A 16,698-nucleotide genomic window follows, 5' to 3' on the forward strand; every position below is an offset into this window, starting at 1 on the left:
GGGAGGCCGCAAGTCGAGCTGCAAGCGTCGGCCCGGCGATGCGGGCGGGTTCAAGTGCCAGGTCAGGCGTTCGGCCTTTCAACCGGCCACCTCACGAAGGCGAACACCCAGATCACCACCAGATTCACCAAAGGAATGAGCAGCAGGAGGGAAAGCGCGCCCGGGAATCCCGCCTTTGCCGCGATACGCCACGCCGGCACGAGGAACAAGGCCAGCCAGAACAGGACGATCAGCCAATGCCAGATACTGAAAGAGCCCATGTGTTCCTCCCATGGCGGCGTGCTGTTGCGCCGCATCTTCGTGTCGCTGAAGTGAAGGATTCTTGCAGCCGCACGGCCCAACAGCTTCCCGGACTTCCCCGCAGAGTCAGGCGAAGCAGCGGCACCATCGATGAAAGGCTGAGGCCGCGCCCTCAGCCGAACCTGCCCTTGGCCGCCTCAGAGACCCGCTGCTCCGCCATTCGCGTGACTGCATTCAATCCGCGGCGTTTCGATCCATCGCGCATGTATCAATGACCTCTGCGAAACCGCCGGCCGGCCGCACATGCGCTTCGTCCCCGTGCAGACGCCCGCGCAGCAGGCCCTGCTGGGCATCTGCTGCAGTCCGACACCGACATCCGCACCGTGCAGGACCTGCTCGGCCACGGCCGACGTCGCCACGACGATGATCTACACCCAGGTGCTCAAGCTGGGCGGCGGGGCCGTGAGCAGCCCTCTCGACGCGCTGCAGGCTTGAGCGCGTCGCGCCCTTACCCCATTGTCCCCCGCGCCTGCATCCCCTCCCGCCAGCGCCTCAGGTGGGGATGCTCGTCCCCGATCTTGACCTTCACGACCCGCGCGAAATCCACCGCCACCACCGCCGTGATGTCGGCGATGCTGAACTGCCCCGCCGCAATGAAGTCCCGCCCCGCCAGATGCGCTTCCAGCGTCGCGAAGAAGGCCTTCACGCGCGCCAGGCCGCGTTCGGCGAGTTCGGGGATCTGGGCATAGTCGACCGGCCCCGTCAGCGCCCGCCCCGCCATGGCCGGGCTGCTGTTGCGGAAGGCCTCGGCAATGGCGACCAGACCCTCGAACTCGACGCGAGACTGCCAGCCGGCAATGTCGGCCTTGTCCAGCGGCGTGCGGCCCAGCAGCGGCGGCTCGGGAAAGCGCGCCTCCAGGTAGGCAGCAATGGCGGCGTTGTCGGCCAACACCGGGCCCTCGCCGGTCACCAGGGCCGGCACCGTGCATTGCGGATTGATGCGCCGGAACGCCTCACTCATCTGCTCGCCGTTGCGCAGGTCGACCTGCACGGTCTCGTGCGGCGCGCCCTTCTCGGCCAGGAAGATGCGCGCCCGGCGCGGGCTGGGCGCGGTGGCGCAGTCGTAGAGGACGAGGCTCATGGCGTGGCCGCCAGCTTGTCCTGCGTCTTCAGCTCGAAATCGCTGGCCTCATGGCGTTCATGCAATTGGCTGGACGGCTCGCCCCAGGTGCGGTTGACCTTGCGGCCGCGCTTGACGGCCGGGCGCTGCGCGATCTCGTCGGCCCAGCGGATGACGTGCGCGTACTCGTGCACGGCCAGGAACTCGCCCGCGCCATAGAGCTGGCCCTTGGCCAGGGCGCCATACCAGGGCCAGGTGGCCATGTCGGCGATGCTGTACTGATCACCGGCCAGATAGCGGCGCTCGGCCAGGTGGCGGTTCAGCACATCGAGCTGGCGCTTGACCTCCATGGCGTAGCGGTCGATGGGGTATTCCTGCTTGGTCGGCGCATAGGCATAGAAATGGCCGAAGCCGCCGCCCAGGAAGGGCGCGCTGCCCATCTGCCAGAACAGCCAGCTCAGGGCCTCGGCCCGCGCCATGCCGCTCTCGGGCAGGAAGGCACCGCCGAACTTCTCGGACAGGTAGACGAGGATGGCGCCCGACTCGAACACCCGCACCGGTTCCGCACCGCTGCGATCCACCAGGGCCGGGATCTTGGAATTGGGGTTGGTCTCGACGAAGCCGCTGCCGAACTGCTCGCCCTCGTTGATGCGAACGAGCCAGGCGTCGTACTCGGCGCCGGCATGGCCCAGGGCCAGCAGCTCCTCCAGCATGACCGTGACCTTGATGCCGTTGGGCGTGCCCAGGGAATAGAGCTGCAGGGGATGGCGGCCCACCGGCAGGGCCTTGTCGTGCGTGGCGCCGGCCACCGGGCGGTTGATGCTGGCGAACTGGCCGCCGTTGTTCTGGTTCCAGGTCCAGACCTGGGGCGGGGTGTAGGCGTCGGTCATGCGAGGGGCAGAGCGTTGGCAATGCCGCACGGTAACCACGCTTGCATGCACCTGGAAGCCGTACGGCCTTCCAGTGCCAGGGAATCAGGGCGTCAAGGCCAGGGCAAAGGCCTGCTTGCCGTTGCGCTTGACGTGATACAGCGCGTCGTCGGCGGCGCGCACCAGGTCTTGCGGGTTCATGCCATGAGACGGCAGGCAGGCCGCCCCGATGCTGACTCCGACACGAACCTCCTCGCCGGTGGACAGCCGGATGGGCAACGACAGCCCGTCCAGCAGGGCCCGCATGACCTGGACCAGCACCGCGTCCTCGGGGCCGACATCGCGCAGCGCGATGAGGAACTCGTCGCCGCCCAGGCGGGCCACGAGGTCGGAGGAGCGCCGCACGGCGATGCGCATGCGCTCGGCGCAGGCGATCAGCACCTCGTCGCCACTCTGGTGGCCGTGGGTGTCGTTGACCTGCTTGAAGCCGTCCAGGTCGATGCACAGCACGCTGAGGGCGGCGCCGCGCGAGGCGGCGTCGGCGACAAAACGTTCCAGCGTGGCCTGACCCGCCGCGCGGTTCTTCAGCTGCGTCAGCGCATCGTGCTCGGCGCGGTGGCGCACCTCGTTCTCGTCGCTCTTGCGCTCGGTGATGTCGTAGATGACACCCTCGACCGTCTGCCCGTCCAACTGCTGGACCGAGATCAGGCAATGCACCCAGCGTCTTTCCTCGCCGACCTGCACCAGCTCCAGGTCGGCCGACATGGTCTCGCCGCGCCTCACGGCGTCGTCGATCATCTGCCGGACCTGCTCGGGGCGGCTGAACACGCGCGAGATGAAGTCGTCCTCGCTGAGGGTGCGCAGCTCGTTCATGGGCAGGCCGACGACGCGCGACACCGTCGGATTGCCGTTGATGAGGCGGCCGCCCTCGTTGAGCACGAAGATGCCGGCGCTGCTGGAGTCGAAGATCTGGCGGTACTGGGCCTCCATGGACTCGACCTCGGCGCGCAGCTTGCGCTCCACCTTGAGCTGGCGCTCATTGCTGTCCAGCAGCTCATTGGCGCCGGCGATCAGCACGCCGATCTCGTCGCGTGCGTGGCTGGGAGGTGTTTCCAGCCGCTCACCCGAGCCGGGCGTCATGCGGCGCAGCGCACTCGCCAGGCGGACGATGGGGCTGGACACCATGCGGGCCGCCACCAGATACAGCACGAAGGCCAGCAGCGCGGCCTGCCCGGCCATGACGGCCGCCAGCGTGTAGGCCTCGCGGTCCGCGTCGGCCCTGACCTTGGCGTCGTTCAGGTGGATGCGCAGCTGGCCGAGGCTTTCCTTGGCGTCGAAGGGCGACATCAGCGGGCGCGTCAGCAAGGTGGCGCCCAGGTGTTCGACGGCGCCGGGCCGCACCACCTTGACCAAGGCGCTGCCATCGGCGCCCACGACGGCCACCACGTCCACCAGCTCATTGCGCACCAGGCCTTCCGCCACCTCCTGCAGCAGCACCGCATCGCGGGCATAGGCGCCGATGGCCAGCGTCTTCTCGACGGCCGTGGCCAGCGACTCCACGCTGCTGCGGCCGCTGGCCAAGGCTCGCGCCTGGCTGAGCTGGTAGGCGACGGTGGCCACGACGAGGGCCAGCAGCGTGGCGCTGGCAAACACCACCAGCATGAAACGCAGCTGCAGGCTGTTCGCGCCGCGGACGCGAGGCGCTGCGGTAGGCGTCATGGGTTGGCGGCTTCCTTGATCACCAGCACGGCTCGCAGGCCCGGCTCGGTCGGCTCGCGGCTGAGCCAGCCCAGGGCGCCCGGGTTGCGGCGCAACATGCCCATCATGGCCGCCTCGTCCGCCAGGGCCTGGGGAGGCTGGCTCTGGCCGGAGAACATCAGCCGGGACCAGTAGCTGTTGACCTGGGCCACGCTCATGCCGGTCAGGGCCTTGTAGAAGGCGGCGCGGTGCGGGTTGTCGCGGGGCAGGTCGAAGATCAGCGCGAACTCGCCGTTGGCGAAGGCGCGGCTGCGGCCCATGAAGAGATCGACCGCCTCCTTCTGCGTCAGGCTGCGCTGCGGGTTGCTGGCGTGCACGACGATGTAGAAGTCGGCGCGCGCCGGCAGCACACAGGCCAGCAGGGCGAGGGAAAGGAAGTTGCGGATGCCCATGGCCTTCAGAAGATGAAGTCCACGACGGCCGTCGCGACGCGCGAGCGCGCCGGACTTGCATCGGCCCGGGTCCACAGGCCCGAGCCGAAGGCCTCGATGCGGCTTTCGTCCCATTGCAGCTTCAGCGCGGCCTGGGGGTGGAAGTCCCAGCGTGCGCCTATCGACCAGGTCGACTGCCGCACGCGCGAGCTGTTGACGGAGGCCGTGACGAAGCTGCCCAGCATCTGCGCCTGCGCCGCCCCGGCGGGGCCGATGACGGGCGTCAGCGCGGCCTGCCATTCGGGCTGGCCGACGACGGGCATGGTGTCGCGCGAGCGGCCATAGCCGACAAAGGGCGTCCAGTCGCCGAAGCGGCGGCCGGCCGTCACATAGCCCGAGAGCTGCTTGATCAGCGGATCGGCGGCAATGTGAACCAGCTCGGCACTCCATTGCCAATCCGCCAGTTCATGGCGCAGGCCCACCTCGGTGAAGAGGGCTTTGGTCGGGGTGACGCCGACGCGGTCGCGCAGCAACCGCGCCTGATCTGCCACCACGGGAATCGGCAGATTGGCGAACTGACCGAGAGCGTCCAGGGCCGGGCCATAGTCGCTGAGGTCGATGTGGATGCGCGTGCGTGCGACGCTGGCGCGCACCAGCAGGCCGCCTTCCTCGCGCGACAGCATCAGACCCAGCACATCCCGCGTGCTGCCCGGCTTGGCCGTGTCGTAGTCGCCAATGCCCGCCTTGCCGAACACCAGCTTGGCTCGCCATTGGGCATCGCCGACGAACCAGCTGCGCGCCACGTCGGCGCCATCCAGCGTCGTCGGCAGCATGCCGTAAAGCTCGACGGGAGGGCGCGCCGTCATGAAGCCGAAGCCGACATTGCGGTAGTCGGCCATCAGGAAGGCGTCCAGATTGACGCGGCCGGCGCGCAGCGTCCAGTCCGCATTGGGCCTGTAGCTGGCATAGGCCCATTCCAGCGCATCGGTGTCGCGGGCAAAGGCGCCGCGCTTCTTGGCGATGGCCTGGGCAACGAGCTCGAACTGGCTGCCCAGGCTGTAGTTCAGCTGCACGCCCAGCCGCGTGTCGACATCGGCACGCCAGCGCTCGTCGCTGCCACCCTGGGTCAGCTCGCGCCGATAACCCCACCCGGCAGGGGCGTCCACGTGGCTCAGCCCCAAGCTGCCGAAACCACTGAAGCGCAGACCCGAGGCGCCGGCTGGGCGGTCGACTTCCTGCGCTTGGGCCATGCCCATCGCGGCCAGCGCGATGAGGCCGGCGAGCAGGCCAGATGTGCGGCGGGTGAAGAGGTCCTGAATCTGCAAGGGCATGGCGTGTTTGCTGCTTCAAACCCATTATTAGCCTCGCACCGCTTCGTGCAACAAGCGCCGCCGCAATCAATTGCAACCCCATCACGCTTGGGTCAGGCTTGCAAACCCGGGGGCATTTCGGACCCGTGAAAATGCCACATATGCGTATCGACTTCATCTCCGACATCGTCTGCCCGTGGTGCGCCATTGGCCTGTATTCGCTGGAAGCCGCGGCCGCCCGCATCCCCGGGCTGGAACTGGACCTGCACTTCCATCCCTTCGAGCTCAATCCCGGCATGGGGCCCGAGGGCCAGGACATCGAGGAGCACCTGGCGCAGAAATACGGCGCCAGCCCGGCCCAGCTGGCCGGCACGCGCCAGGCCATCCGCGAGCGCGGCGCGGCCCTGGGCTTCGAGTTCAGCATGGAGGCGCGCAGCCGCATCTACAACACGCGCGACGCCCACCGCCTGCTGCACTGGGCCGACGAGGCCTTCGGTGGCGCGGTGCAGCGCACGCTGAAGGTGGCGATGCTGAAGGCCTATTTCAGCGACGGCCGCGACGTGTCCGATCACGCCGTGCTGCTGGCGCTGGCCACGGCGGCCGGCCTGCCCGAGGGCGAGGCCCGCGAACTGCTTGCTGGCCAGCGCTATGCAGAAGAGGTCCAGGCCGCCGAAGCGGAAGTGCATGCCCAGGGCATCCACGCCGTGCCGGCCATCATCGTCAACCAGCGCCACCTGATCCAGGGCGGCCAGTCGGTGGAAGTCTTCGAGCAGCTGCTGCGCCAGGTCATGGCCGAGCCCCGGCTCGCCTGAGGGGCGCGATGCCCCCTCGGGAGGGGGTGCGTCGCCACCGGGCGGTCGCTAGGCTGGGCTCCTGTTCAGGGAGTCCAACAATGAAGACCTTGCCCGCCCTCCTCTGCGGCCTGCTGGCGACGGCCACCGCGCTGGCCGAACCACCCACGGCGCAGTCGCCCTTCCACATCCGCCAGGCCAACAGTGCCAACAGCGGCAACCATGCGACGGGCGACATCCTGGTCTGGGGCATCCAGAACGTGCTGGCGCCGGCGAGCAACCCGGGCGCCTATGTCTACGGCACCTCGGGCATCTGCCCCACCGGCCGGGTCTGCGGCTCCTACACCACCGACCCCGACTGGGACTGGCAGGGCCTGTACGAGCGCGACTGGACCCTGCTGCCCCACCAGTACTTCGCGTCCACGCCCTACCAGGCGTCGCTGACCGGCGCGCGCCACCTCGTGCTGTCGACGGCGTCCAATTTCCTGGGCAGCAACACGCTGATCGTCCAGACGCCCACCGTGGGCAGCGCCGGCGCCATGCCCTTCGTGCAGTCCATGACTGTCAGCGGCTCGGGCCTGACGCCGACGATCAGCTGGGTCCTGCCCGGCAGCACGCCCGACGGCATCGACACGATGCGCATCCGCGTCCAGGACAACGACCACAAGGTCACCGTGCAGTCCCGCCAGGGCCAGCCGCGCAGCTTCCTGCAGTCCGACCTGATCTGGCAGAGCGCCGCGTTGTCGAGCACCAGCTTCGCGATGCCCGCCGGCGTGCTCAGCTATGGCACGAGCTATTCCATCAGCATCGACCTGGCGCACACCCGCACCGATGGCAGCGTGGTCTCGCGCTCCAGCTCCTATTTCGACTTCACCCCCATCAACCCGGCCACGCTGCCGGCCGGCGTCAGCAACATCGCCCTGCCCACGCTGGCGCCGGTGCCGACGACCAGCGGCCTGCTGGCCGGGCCGGTCTATGGCTTCAACGTCGCCAACGTCGGCCCCAACGAGGTCACCTTCATCGACCCCGTCGTCGCCACCGGCTTCAGCTATGCGACCGGCGCCGGAGACCCCAATTTCAAGACCGTGCAAGTGCCGAGCAGCGTCGGCAACGGCCTCTACGAGGTCTGGACCTGGAGCGGCGGCGCCTGGCAGATGAGCGAAAGCGCCCTGGCCGCCGGCGCCAGCTTCGACTTCACGGCCCACGGCTTCGCCAGCGGCGTCGACCGCTTCCAGATCCGCGGCATCGAGGCTTCGGCCAATGTCAACGCCTTCGACGTGACCGGCTTCGTCACAGGCCTCACCTTTGTCGCCGAAGGCAGCTTCACCGGCACCATGCAGGCCATCACCACCGCCGTGCCGGAACCTGCGACTTACTGGCTGTGGATGGCCGGCACCGCCGGCCTGCTGGCCTGGCGCCGCCGGCGGACCTGAGACAATGGGGCCTGCGTTCCAAAGCCCGCCGCTGGCGGGCTTCTTGTTTCTCCAGAGCCCATGTTCAAGAACCTCATCGTCTATCGCATTGGCGAGGGCTGGCAGCCCGACGCCACCCAACTGGCCGACAAGCTGGCCAAGGAACCCTTCCTGGCCTGCGCCCCGACCCAGCCCCTGGCCGTGGGCTGGGCCCCGCCGCGCGACATCGAGCATGCCCCCCTCGTCGAGGTCATCGACGGCCACTGGCTGCTCAAGCTCAAGCGCGAGCAGCGCCTGCTGCCCTCCTCGGTCGTGCAGGAGCGCATCGACGAGCTGGCCGAACAGATCGAGGCCCAGACCGGCCGCAAGCCGGGCAAGAAGGCCAAGAAGGACCTGAAGGAGCAAGCCACCCACGAGCTGCTGCCGCGCGCCTTCACCAAGACCTCGGCCACGCGGGTGTGGGTCGCCCCCGAGCAGCGCCTGCTCTTTGTCGACGCCGGCTCCGCCAGCCGCGCCGACGAGGTCGTCACCCTGCTGATCCAGGCCGCCGACGGCCTGTCCCTGCAGCTGGTGCAGACGGCCGAGAGCCCCGCCGCCTGCATGGCCGCCTGGCTGCTGGACGGCGTGACGCCCGAGGGCTTCCAGATCGAGCGCGAATGCGAGCTCAAGGGCAGCGACGAGCAGAAGCCCGTCGTGCGCTACGCCCGCCACCCGCTGGACATCGACGAGGTCCGCGCCCACCTGACCAGCGGCAAGATGCCGACCCGCCTGGCCCTGAGCTGGAACGAGCGCGTCGCCTTCACGCTGACCGAGGGCTTTGCGATCAAGAAGATCAGCTTCCTGGACCTGGCCTTCGAGGGCCGCGCGGAAGCCAGCGGCGACGAGGCCTTCGATGCCGACGCGGCCCTGGCCACCGGCGAGCTGGGCCGGCTGATCCCGGCGCTGATCGAAGGCCTGGGCGGCGAGCATGACTTCGCCGCCGCGGGCACGGCGCCGGTGCCGGCCGCCCTGCCCGCCAACGTGCCCGAGGAAGCCCTCAGCGAGTCACCGCCCTGGTGATCCTCAGAAGCCGAGCTTGAGAGTCACGCGCACCGTGCGTGGCTCGGCGGGATGGACATGCCTGTCGGCCACCGGCGCTGCCTCGCCGGGCAGCTGGGACTCGTAGAAGTATTCAATGTCGTTGACTTTGCGGTTGCCGAGGTTGAAGACGTCGAAGCTCAGCTCACTGCCCTTCCACAGCTTGCGGCTGACACGCAGATTGGTGGTCAGCGACGAGCGCGAACGCACGCTGTTGTCCTCGATCAGCGAGCCCGAGCCCAGGTAGCGCCACTGCAGGCTGGCCGACCAGGGGCCGAGGTCGCGCACGGTCACGGCGAGGGAGCCCACCTTGTCGACGGCGTTGGGGATGCGGTTGCCGGCGGGGTCGAAGTCCGCAAAACGGGCATGCGTCCAGGCCAGGTCGGCGTCGATGAGCAGCCAGGGGACCGGGATATAGCGGTTGTTCCACTCGATGCCGTGGCGCTTGGCTGGCCGGCTGGCCTCGGTCGCGCCGGCGTCGCCGACATAGACGAGCTCGGAATCGAAGTCGAGCTTCCACAGCGCCAGCGAGCTCTGCAGGCCCGGCACCCATTCGGTCCGCGCGCCCAGCTCCATGCCACGAGCCGCGACAAGGCCCGGCACCTTGTCCACCGGGTCGCCGGTCTTGGGGTCGATGCTGGCCGTCGTGCCCCGCGCATCATTGCTGTGGAAACCCCGGCCGGCGTTGAAGAAGAACTCCGTCTTGGCCCAGGGGCCCGCGATCAGCGAGAACTTGGGCGACAGCAGATGGGCCGAGGCGCTGCCGGAATTGGCGGCATTGCTGAAGCTGCGCACCTTGAAGCGCGCTTCGTCGGCGCGCAGGCCGATGACGCCGCGCAGCCAAGGCGTCAGCTCGACGGAGGTCTGGCCATGGATGCCGGCCAGGGTCTCGCGCACCTCGTCGTCCCGCGTCGTGGCGGTGATGCGGCGCTCCACGGCGTCGAACAGGCCCACGCGCGCACGGTCGTGGCGCAGCTGCACGCCGATCTCGCTCCTGGCGGGCAGATCACCCAGCCTGTGTTCGATGGCGTGGCTGGCGTTGAAGCCGTAGACCTTGCGCCTGTCCTGCTGGGAGAACTGGTCGCCGTCGGCGGGGCGCTCCAGCGCATAGGTGAAGTTGGAGAACAGCTTGAGGCGGTAGTTCATCGCATAGGCGGCCACCTGCGTGGCGCCGCCGTCGCCGCTGCGATGCCATTCACCGGACAGGCTGCTGCGACGCGTCTCGCCGCCGTCGCTCTTGTCGATGGCGTCGAAGCGGCCGAAGGCCTGGCCGTTGAAAGTGCCGGCGGCTATGAGGCGCTCGGGCACCTGGTCGGTCGAGTTCCATTTGGCGTCATAGCCCATCAGGCTGGCGCTCCAGCCCTGCGTGCGCGTGCCCCCCGACAGCGTCAGCACGCCATTGCTCTTGCGCAGGCGTTCGGGCAGCTTCCAGGGCCCGTCGTTGTGCTGCACCTCGACGGCGCCCAGCAGATGCAGATCGCCCAGATGGGTCGAGCCGGCGCCGACGAAGCGCTGGAACTGGCGCTGGCCCAGCGTCAGGGCGGCGATGCTCTCGTCCAGCGTGTTGCGGTAGGCGATGTCGGCCGAGCCGGCGGCGGCGAAGTCGCCGTTCTTCGCGAAATAGGGTCCCTTGCGGTACTCGATGCGGTCGACCAGTTCGGGAATCAGGAAGTTCAGGTCCGAGTACCCCTGGCCATGCCCGTGCGAGGGCATGTTGACCGGCAGGCCGTTGACGGTGGTGGCGAAGTCGGTGCCATGGTCGAGGTTGAAGCCGCGCAGGAAGTACTGGTTGGCCTTGCCGTCACCCGAGTGCTGGGTCACGATGAGGCCGGGCACGAACTCCAGCACTTCACCCGGGCGCAACGCGGGGCGGCTCTTCAGCAAGTCGGCGCGGATGCTGCCCTGCGAGGCGGCATCGGCGCTGCCGATGGCGTTGTCGTAATGGCGGCCCACCAGTTCCACGCGCTCCAGGTGATTGGCTGAGGCGACGACGACGGGCGCCCCGGTTTGCGCATGAATGGTGGAGACGGCGAGCAGGCTGGCGGCGGCGAGCAGCGTCGGACGATGCTTGGGCATGGAAATCTCGGTCAATGCAGACCCGCGGGCATGCGCAGGCCCATCCGCCTCGATACGGCGCGGATGGAAATCAGGGGCGCTTGGGTGGCGCAGGCTGCGCCGGCGGCGGTCAGCCCCGCGGCGGCACCAGCGGAGGAACGACCACGCGGTCACGCCAGACGGGAGCGGCCATGTCGGGCCGAGGGCTGCCCGCAACGGCAGGCAGGGCCAGGGACCCGGGCAGCCAGGCCAGGAAGGCCGTCACGCCGATTTGCCCGGCTTCGTCCGCAGCGTCACCGACTTCGAGCACATCGGCGGTATCCGCCGAATGCCTGTGGAAGACACCGCCATGCTCGTGCAGCTCCGCCGCAGGCCCCTTGCTCGCCAGCCAGCCCAGCTTGGGCCCCTGGAGCCGCGGGTCTTGGGCGGCATGCAGATGATCCAGCAAGGCCCGCAGCGGCTGCGCCAGACCCGACAGGACGGAAGCACCGGAAGCGCCCGTATGCACATGCCGGTGCCCCTGCAGGCCCGCCACCAGCGGCACCACACCCTGCAAGGGCAGCACGACGAGCAGCAGCGCCAGGACGGCGGTGCGACTTCGGTGCAGCAGCGATGACAGCGTGGGAGGCATGGGTGTGACGACGCAGGAAGCGGGCCAGGCGGTGCATCAGACTTACGCGTGCCCGGGCGCTTCGGATGCGCGGCCCCCTAGCTTCACCAGCTCGTGAAGGGCCTGACCGCCAGATTGGCGTTCACGTAGCGGCCATCACCGGTCACCTCCGCGCCCAGCCAGTCGGGGTGCGCGAAGACCTGGCCTTCGTCGGTGAGCTCGATCTCGGCGACAACCAGGCCGGCATTGGCACCGAGGAACTCGTCGACCTCCCAGGTCATGCCCTCAAACAGGCAGAGATGGCGGATCTTCTCGACCACCGGGCCGTCGCACAGGGCCAGCAGGGCCTGGGCATCGGCCAGCGGCACCTCGTACTCGAACTCGGCCCGCGTCGCGCCCCGCGTCGCGCCCTTGATGGTCAGGAAGGCCTTGTCGCCAGCGATGCGCACGCGCACGGTGCGCGCCGGGTCGCGGCTCAGATAGCCCTGGCTGAAGCGGGTCTGCGCTGAAGCCGGCTGGCGCCAGGCGTCACCGCTGACGAGGAACTTGCGCTCGATCTCAATGCCCATCTTCAGCTGCCCTGGCTGCGGCTTCGCGCAGCTTGTCCTTCTTGCTCTTGCGCGTCGTGCTCTTGATGCCACCGGTGGCCTGGGCCTCGGTCGCCACGGCCTGCGGCTCGAAACCGGCCAGCCGCTCGCGCGCCACGCGCTGGCCCTGGCGCTTCTCGATGAGACGGAAGTGGCTCTCGGCGTTCTCGGCGCCGTCAGCGCAGATGAAGCTGACGGCCGTGCCTTGAGCCCCCGCGCGCCCGGTGCGGCCGATGCGGTGGGTGTAGTCGGCGGCCGAACGGGGCAGCTCGTAGTTGACGACCGCGTCCAGGGCCTCGACATGCAGGCCACGCGCGGCGACATCGGTGGCCACCAGCACCTCGACGCGGCCGCTCTTCAAGGCCTCCAGCACGTCGCGGCGCGCGCCCTGGCTCAGCTCGCCATGCAGCACGCCGGCCTTGAAGCCATGGGCGAAGAGCTTGTCCGACACCAGCTCTGCCGTGTAGCGGCTGGCGACGAAGACCAGCGCCCGCTTCCAGCCCTCGGCCTTCAGCAGCTGGCGCAGGGCCGGCAGGCGCTGGGCACGGTCCAGCTGGAAGGCGCGCTGGGTGATCTGCGGTGGCGCTTCCTCGATCTGGATGCGCACCGGCTCACGCAGCAGCTGCGTGGCCAGGGCCTCGACCGCGGGCGGGAAGGTGGCCGAGAACAGCAGCGACTGTCGCCTGGCCGGCAGCAGGGCCAGCAGGCGCTGCAGCTCCTCCGCAAAGCCCTGGTTGAGCAGGCGGTCGGCCTCGTCCAGCACCAGGCATTCGACGCCTGCCAGCGTCAGGCCGTTGTGGTCGATCAGGTCCAGCAGGCGGCCCGGCGTGGCCACCATGACGTCGCAGCCGCCGCGCAGGGCCATCAGCTGCGGGTTGATGGACACGCCGCCAAAGGCCAGGGCCACCTTGGGCCGGTGCAGCAACAGGGATGCCACGTTGCGCAGCAGTTCGGCCGTCTGCGCCGCCAGCTCCCGCGTGGGCGCCAGCACCAGCGCACGCGGGCCGGGCCGGGGTGGCGAGGCGACCAGGCGCTGCAGCAGCGGCAGCGCAAAGGCGGCGGTCTTGCCAGAGCCGGTCTGGGCCAGGGCCAGCACATCGGCACCGGCGAGGATGGGAGGGAGCGCTGCCGACTGGACGGCGGTCGGCGCGTGATAGCCCTGTTCGCGCACGGCGCGCAGCAGGGCGGGCGTGAGGCCCAGGGAAGCGAAGGACATGCGCGATTGTCGCGCCTGACTCTCAGAACAGCTTCTGCTGGTCGCCCGCGAGCTGGCCGACGGCACGCGCCTCGATGAGCAGCATGCGCCGCTTGGTCTCGACGCCGCCGGGCGCCGAGAAGCCTGTCGGTTCGCCGCCCGCGCCCATCACGCGATGGCAGGGCACGATGGGCGGGAAGGGGTTGTCGCCCTCGGCGCGGCCCACGGCTCGGGCAGCGCCCGGCTGGCCCAGTGCATTGGCGATGTCGCCATAGGTGCGGGTCTGGCCGGGCGGGATGGCGCGGGTCAGCGCATGCACCTGGCGGCGGAACTCAGGGATGCCGCGCTCGTCGAGGACGATGTCGCTGAGGTCTTTCGCCTCGCCGGCGAGCAGCGCGCGGATGCCGTCGACGGCGCGGGCGATGTGGGGTGGCAGCTCATCCGTCGGCTGCGCGCCCGGGTGGCGGCGCTTCAGCCGTGCGGGGCTGGCATCGGGCAGCAACGAGGCGACGATGCCGCGCGCGCTCCAGACCAGGCCGCAACGCCCCAGGGCCGTGTCGAAGCCGTGGCTCCACAGCTTCTCGTCCGGCGGCAGCACGGGGCCAATCTCAGGATCGTCGACAAAATCGCTCACGTTGATCTTTGGGAGCTTGCAGCAAGGTCTTGAAATAGTAGCCAAGCATGCCACTCACGCGGGCGCGGCCAGCGTCGTCCAGCCAGGGGTCGACGCGTGAGCGCCAGACGGCGGCGCAGGCAGCCGGGTGAAGGCCCTGGTCGGCGCAGTCCAGCAGGGCCTCATAGCCACCGCGCCAGCGTTCGAAGTCGGCACGGCTCATGACCGGGCCGTGGCCGGGCACCAGGCGCTTGAAGGGCTGGGCCGAGAGTCGCGCCAGGGCCGCGCGCCAGGCCGGTGGGCAGGCCGTGTCCATGAAGGGCACGGGCAGGGTGACCAGATCACCCGCGGCCAGCGTGCCCGAGGCGGTGTCCATCACCCACAGATCGCCACCGCTGACGGCCGTCTCGACGCCGACCTGCAAGCGGCGGCCGGCCAGCGCCAATACCGACGCGGCCCTGACCTCGTGGTCAGGCTTCAAGGCCGTGGCTTGGTTCAGCAGATCCTGGTCGACGCGCATGACGGCGGCCTGCTCGGCCGGGGCCGTCGGCAGCGCCTCGGCGAGCTGGCGGCGGTAGCGGTCGAGCCAACCCTGCGCGGCCAGCGCGTGGGCCACGGCGGGTGAAGCCCAGACCTCGAGCCCGGGCAGCTGCGAGCGCAGCCAGGCATTGCCCCCCAGGTGGTCGAGATGCCAATGCGTGTTCAGCACCGCCCTCACCTGCCCGCCGGCCGCCTTCAGCGCGGCCTCGGTATGCGCGCGGTGCCGTCCGCTGTCGATCAGCAGCCAGCCGTCGCGGCCCTTGAGCAACAGGCTGTTGCCATCGGGCTGGCGGCCGGCCTCGAAGCCGCCGGGCAGGAGCAGGACATCGGGAGCCAGGGCCTGCTGGGCCTGGGCGACGGTGCAGCACAACGACAGGGCAAGCAGCAGGAGGCGCATGCCTGGATGCTCGCGGAAACCGGCCTCGCGGCCGGTCGTCATGCCGCGACGGCGGCTCCGGCCAGGCGGGCGGCGGCCGCCTGTTTGGCGACATCGCGCGGCGCCAGCGTCTTCAGGCGGTGGTCGCTCCAGACCTGGCGCCAACGGCGGGCACCCGGCGTGCCGTTCCACAGGCCCAGGGCATGGCGCATCGCATGCGACCAGGAGCGGCCGTTGGCATGCACAACTTCGAGGTAGTCCAGCCAGGCGTCCTCGACCTGCTCGCGCGATGTGGCGGGGTCGGGCTGGCCGAAGAAGCGCGAGTCCCACTGCGCCATGCTCCAGGGCTCGTGATAGGCCTCGCGGCCGATCATGACGCCGTCCAGCACGGCCAGCTGCCCGGCGATCTGGTCGGGCGTCTTCAGGCCGCCGTTGATGGCGATGGTCAGCTGCGGGAACTCGCGCTTGAGCTGCTCCACCAGCTCATAGCGCAGCGGCGGGATCTCGCGGTTTTCCTTGGGCGACAGGCCCTGCAGCCAGGCATTGCGGGCATGCACGATGAAGACCTCGCAGCCAGCCTCGGCGACGGTGGCGACGAAGTCGCGCACGAAGTCGTAGCTTTCGATCTTGTCGATGCCGATGCGGTGCTTGACGGTGACGGGCAGCGAGGTCGCATCGCGCATGGCCTTGACGCAGTCGGCCACCAGCTGGGGCTCGGCCATCAGGCAGGCCCCGAAGGCGCCTTTCTGCACGCGCTCGCTGGGGCAGCCGCAGTTCAGGTTGACTTCGTCATAGCCCCAGCGCTCGGCCAGCTTCGCGCAGGCGGCCAGGTCGGCCGGCTCGCTGCCGCCCAGCTGCAATGCGACCGGGTGTTCGGCGTCGTTGAAGTCGAGATGACGGGGCTGGTCACCATGCAGCAGCGCACCGGTCGTCACCATCTCGGTGTAGAGCAGCGTCTTGCGGGTGATGAGCCGGTGGAAGTAGCGGCAATGGCGATCCGTCCAATCCATCATCGGAGCGACGGAGAGGCGCCAGGGAGAAAACAAGGCAGTCACGGACCCGATTATCCCGGGCGAAAAAAAGCAACGCCCGCGTCGGGCTGACGCGGGCGTTGAGAAATGCTGAACCGCGAGGGCTTAGCGGGCGCGGCGACGGGCGACGCCGACACCGGCCAGGCCGGCAGCCATCACCAGGGCCAGGCTGGCGGGCTCAGGCACATGGTTCGGCGTGCCGCTGAACTCGACCACATAGCCATTGATCTGGCCGCCGTTGCCGGGACCGCCGTGGTCGTTCCACAGGCCGGTGCCGCCCCAGTTGGTCTGCAGATAGTTTTCGCCGTTGCAGCAGTTGTTGGGTTCGCCTGCGTTCCAGCTGAAGAAGGTCAGGGCCTGGCCGTTCTCGGGGCCCGCGCGCCAGGACCAGTTGCCTTCGCTGCCATCGTCCGAGCCGCTGAGCCAGGCCAGCACGCCCTGGGCCACGGTGGCGGAGATGAAGCGGTTCTCGCCGGCATCCACGGCCGTGGCCAGGTAGCCGGACATGCCCATGAAGCTCATGCCCTGGGCGCCCGCAAGTGCGGCGCTCCAGGTGACGTTGGAGTCGATGAACTCGTACCAGTGGTCATTGCCGCCGGAGGCAACGGTCCACTGCACCGGGGCAGCGTGGGCCTGGGCCATCAGGCCGGCGGCCAGCAGGGCGGTCGAGAGCAGCTTGCGCATATATGTCTCCGTCTAGCGTAAGAAATTTCCGCGAGTGTCTGGAGCAGCGGGCACGAGGC

18 protein-coding genes are annotated in these 16,698 nt (G+C 69.3%); 4 read left to right on the plus strand and 14 right to left on the minus strand.

Features of this window, described 5'->3' with window-relative positions; translation table 11 throughout:
- Positions 1–62: 62 nt before the first annotated feature.
- Complete coding sequence (locus AC07OY_RS21760; RefSeq protein ID WP_495044671.1) at positions 63–260, minus strand: hypothetical protein; 198 nt, start codon at positions 258–260, stop codon at positions 63–65.
- A 283-nt stretch (positions 261–543) separates the two neighbouring features.
- Here AC07OY_RS21760 and AC07OY_RS21765 point away from each other — a divergent pair, with 283 nt between their 5' ends.
- Entirely contained in the window at positions 544–735 is a 192-nt protein-coding gene (locus AC07OY_RS21765) for a hypothetical protein (protein WP_495044672.1), read from the plus strand.
- Positions 736–748: 13 nt separating this feature from the next.
- On the opposite strand, the gene AC07OY_RS21770 is transcribed toward AC07OY_RS21765, so the two are convergent.
- The 5 genes from AC07OY_RS21770 to AC07OY_RS21790 all read right to left on the minus strand — a co-directional run bounded on the left by AC07OY_RS21770 (position 749) and on the right by AC07OY_RS21790 (position 5,689).
- Positions 749–1,381, minus strand: coding sequence for a glutathione S-transferase family protein (locus AC07OY_RS21770; protein WP_495044673.1), 633 nt, complete (start codon positions 1,379–1,381; stop codon positions 749–751).
- Positions 1,378–2,250, minus strand: coding sequence for a glutathione-dependent disulfide-bond oxidoreductase (gene yghU / locus AC07OY_RS21775; protein WP_495044674.1), 873 nt, complete (start codon positions 2,248–2,250; stop codon positions 1,378–1,380). The genes AC07OY_RS21770 and yghU overlap by 4 nt, the downstream gene beginning before the upstream one ends.
- Before the next feature lie 84 nt (positions 2,251–2,334).
- Complete coding sequence (locus tag AC07OY_RS21780) at positions 2,335–3,948, minus strand: diguanylate cyclase domain-containing protein (RefSeq protein ID WP_495044675.1); 1,614 nt, start codon at positions 3,946–3,948, stop codon at positions 2,335–2,337.
- Complete coding sequence (locus AC07OY_RS21785; protein WP_495044676.1) at positions 3,945–4,379, minus strand: hypothetical protein; 435 nt, start codon at positions 4,377–4,379, stop codon at positions 3,945–3,947. Before AC07OY_RS21785 ends, AC07OY_RS21780 begins: the two co-directional genes overlap by 4 nt.
- 5 nt (positions 4,380–4,384) lie before the next feature.
- The gene (locus tag AC07OY_RS21790; protein ID WP_495044677.1) at positions 4,385–5,689 is read right to left on the minus strand and encodes a hypothetical protein; all 1,305 of its coding nucleotides are present in this window, start codon (positions 5,687–5,689) and stop codon (positions 4,385–4,387) included.
- Between the two features lie 140 nt (positions 5,690–5,829).
- Between AC07OY_RS21790 and AC07OY_RS21795 the strand changes: the two genes are divergently transcribed.
- From AC07OY_RS21795 to AC07OY_RS21805, 3 genes are all read left to right on the plus strand, one after another.
- Complete coding sequence (locus AC07OY_RS21795) at positions 5,830–6,480, plus strand: DsbA family oxidoreductase (RefSeq protein WP_495044678.1); 651 nt, start codon at positions 5,830–5,832, stop codon at positions 6,478–6,480.
- Between the two features lie 80 nt (positions 6,481–6,560).
- Entirely contained in the window at positions 6,561–7,892 is a 1,332-nt protein-coding gene (locus AC07OY_RS21800) for a PEP-CTERM sorting domain-containing protein (protein ID WP_495044679.1), read from the plus strand.
- Positions 7,893–7,952: 60 nt separating this feature from the next.
- On the plus strand, positions 7,953–8,930 hold the full coding sequence (locus AC07OY_RS21805; protein ID WP_495044680.1) for a recombination-associated protein RdgC: 978 nt from the start codon (positions 7,953–7,955) through the stop codon (positions 8,928–8,930).
- A 3-nt stretch (positions 8,931–8,933) separates the two neighbouring features.
- Here the strand turns inward: AC07OY_RS21805 and AC07OY_RS21810 are convergent, their stop codons facing one another.
- The 8 genes from AC07OY_RS21810 to AC07OY_RS21845 form a co-directional block, all read right to left on the minus strand.
- Positions 8,934–11,024 (minus strand): TonB-dependent receptor, encoded by a 2,091-nt coding sequence (locus tag AC07OY_RS21810; protein ID WP_495044681.1) that lies wholly within the window; start codon positions 11,022–11,024, stop codon positions 8,934–8,936.
- Positions 11,025–11,133: 109 nt separating this feature from the next.
- A complete protein-coding gene (locus AC07OY_RS21815) occupies positions 11,134–11,634 on the minus strand; it encodes a hypothetical protein (protein WP_495044682.1) in 501 nt (166 codons plus the stop codon).
- Positions 11,635–11,717: 83 nt separating this feature from the next.
- Positions 11,718–12,182, minus strand: coding sequence for a CYTH domain-containing protein (locus AC07OY_RS21820; RefSeq protein WP_495044683.1), 465 nt, complete (start codon positions 12,180–12,182; stop codon positions 11,718–11,720).
- Complete coding sequence (locus AC07OY_RS21825; RefSeq protein WP_495044684.1) at positions 12,172–13,416, minus strand: DEAD/DEAH box helicase; 1,245 nt, start codon at positions 13,414–13,416, stop codon at positions 12,172–12,174. Before AC07OY_RS21825 ends, AC07OY_RS21820 begins: the two co-directional genes overlap by 11 nt.
- A 22-nt stretch (positions 13,417–13,438) precedes the next feature.
- Entirely contained in the window at positions 13,439–14,029 is a 591-nt protein-coding gene (locus AC07OY_RS21830; protein WP_495044685.1) for a methylated-DNA--[protein]-cysteine S-methyltransferase, read from the minus strand.
- Positions 14,004–14,945 (minus strand): MBL fold metallo-hydrolase, encoded by a 942-nt coding sequence (locus tag AC07OY_RS21835; RefSeq protein ID WP_495044686.1) that lies wholly within the window; start codon positions 14,943–14,945, stop codon positions 14,004–14,006. Before AC07OY_RS21835 ends, AC07OY_RS21830 begins: the two co-directional genes overlap by 26 nt.
- 38 nt (positions 14,946–14,983) lie before the next feature.
- Positions 14,984–15,937: a tRNA dihydrouridine(20/20a) synthase DusA gene (gene dusA / locus AC07OY_RS21840; protein WP_495045054.1), complete on the minus strand. Its 954-nt coding sequence runs from the start codon at positions 15,935–15,937 to the stop codon at positions 14,984–14,986.
- Between the two features lie 123 nt (positions 15,938–16,060).
- Positions 16,061–16,639, minus strand: a complete 579-nt coding sequence (locus AC07OY_RS21845) for a lectin-like protein (RefSeq protein WP_495044687.1) — start codon at positions 16,637–16,639, stop codon at positions 16,061–16,063.
- Positions 16,640–16,698 lie beyond the last annotated feature (59 nt).

It is taken from the genome of Roseateles sp. GW821-FHT09H10 (assembly GCF_059415865.1).

What these genes read in the sequence shown, in the direction of transcription:
- AC07OY_RS21845 (WP_495044687.1), bottom strand. Translation starts at nt 16,639, where the DNA reads ATGCGCAAGCTGCTCTCGACCGCCCTGCTGGCCGCCGGCCTGATGGCC.
- yghU (WP_495044674.1), bottom strand. Translation starts at nt 2,250, where the DNA reads ATGACCGACGCCTACACCCCGCCCCAGGTCTGGACCTGGAACCAGAAC.
- AC07OY_RS21825 (WP_495044684.1), bottom strand. Translation starts at nt 13,416, where the DNA reads ATGTCCTTCGCTTCCCTGGGCCTCACGCCCGCCCTGCTGCGCGCCGTG.
- AC07OY_RS21780 (WP_495044675.1), bottom strand. Translation starts at nt 3,948, where the DNA reads ATGACGCCTACCGCAGCGCCTCGCGTCCGCGGCGCGAACAGCCTGCAG.
- AC07OY_RS21820 (WP_495044683.1), bottom strand. Translation starts at nt 12,182, where the DNA reads ATGGGCATTGAGATCGAGCGCAAGTTCCTCGTCAGCGGTGACGCCTGG.
- AC07OY_RS21835 (WP_495044686.1), bottom strand. Translation starts at nt 14,945, where the DNA reads ATGCGCCTCCTGCTGCTTGCCCTGTCGTTGTGCTGCACCGTCGCCCAG.
- AC07OY_RS21790 (WP_495044677.1), bottom strand. Translation starts at nt 5,689, where the DNA reads ATGCCCTTGCAGATTCAGGACCTCTTCACCCGCCGCACATCTGGCCTG.
- AC07OY_RS21770 (WP_495044673.1), bottom strand. Translation starts at nt 1,381, where the DNA reads ATGAGCCTCGTCCTCTACGACTGCGCCACCGCGCCCAGCCCGCGCCGG.
- AC07OY_RS21785 (WP_495044676.1), bottom strand. Translation starts at nt 4,379, where the DNA reads ATGGGCATCCGCAACTTCCTTTCCCTCGCCCTGCTGGCCTGTGTGCTG.
- dusA (WP_495045054.1), bottom strand. Translation starts at nt 15,937, where the DNA reads ATGATGGATTGGACGGATCGCCATTGCCGCTACTTCCACCGGCTCATC.
- AC07OY_RS21800 (WP_495044679.1), top strand. Translation starts at nt 6,561, where the DNA reads ATGAAGACCTTGCCCGCCCTCCTCTGCGGCCTGCTGGCGACGGCCACC.
- AC07OY_RS21795 (WP_495044678.1), top strand. Translation starts at nt 5,830, where the DNA reads ATGCGTATCGACTTCATCTCCGACATCGTCTGCCCGTGGTGCGCCATT.
- AC07OY_RS21765 (WP_495044672.1), top strand. Translation starts at nt 544, where the DNA reads ATGCGCTTCGTCCCCGTGCAGACGCCCGCGCAGCAGGCCCTGCTGGGC.
- AC07OY_RS21805 (WP_495044680.1), top strand. Translation starts at nt 7,953, where the DNA reads ATGTTCAAGAACCTCATCGTCTATCGCATTGGCGAGGGCTGGCAGCCC.
- AC07OY_RS21760 (WP_495044671.1), bottom strand. Translation starts at nt 260, where the DNA reads ATGGGCTCTTTCAGTATCTGGCATTGGCTGATCGTCCTGTTCTGGCTG.
- AC07OY_RS21810 (WP_495044681.1), bottom strand. Translation starts at nt 11,024, where the DNA reads ATGCCCAAGCATCGTCCGACGCTGCTCGCCGCCGCCAGCCTGCTCGCC.
- AC07OY_RS21815 (WP_495044682.1), bottom strand. Translation starts at nt 11,634, where the DNA reads ATGCCTCCCACGCTGTCATCGCTGCTGCACCGAAGTCGCACCGCCGTC.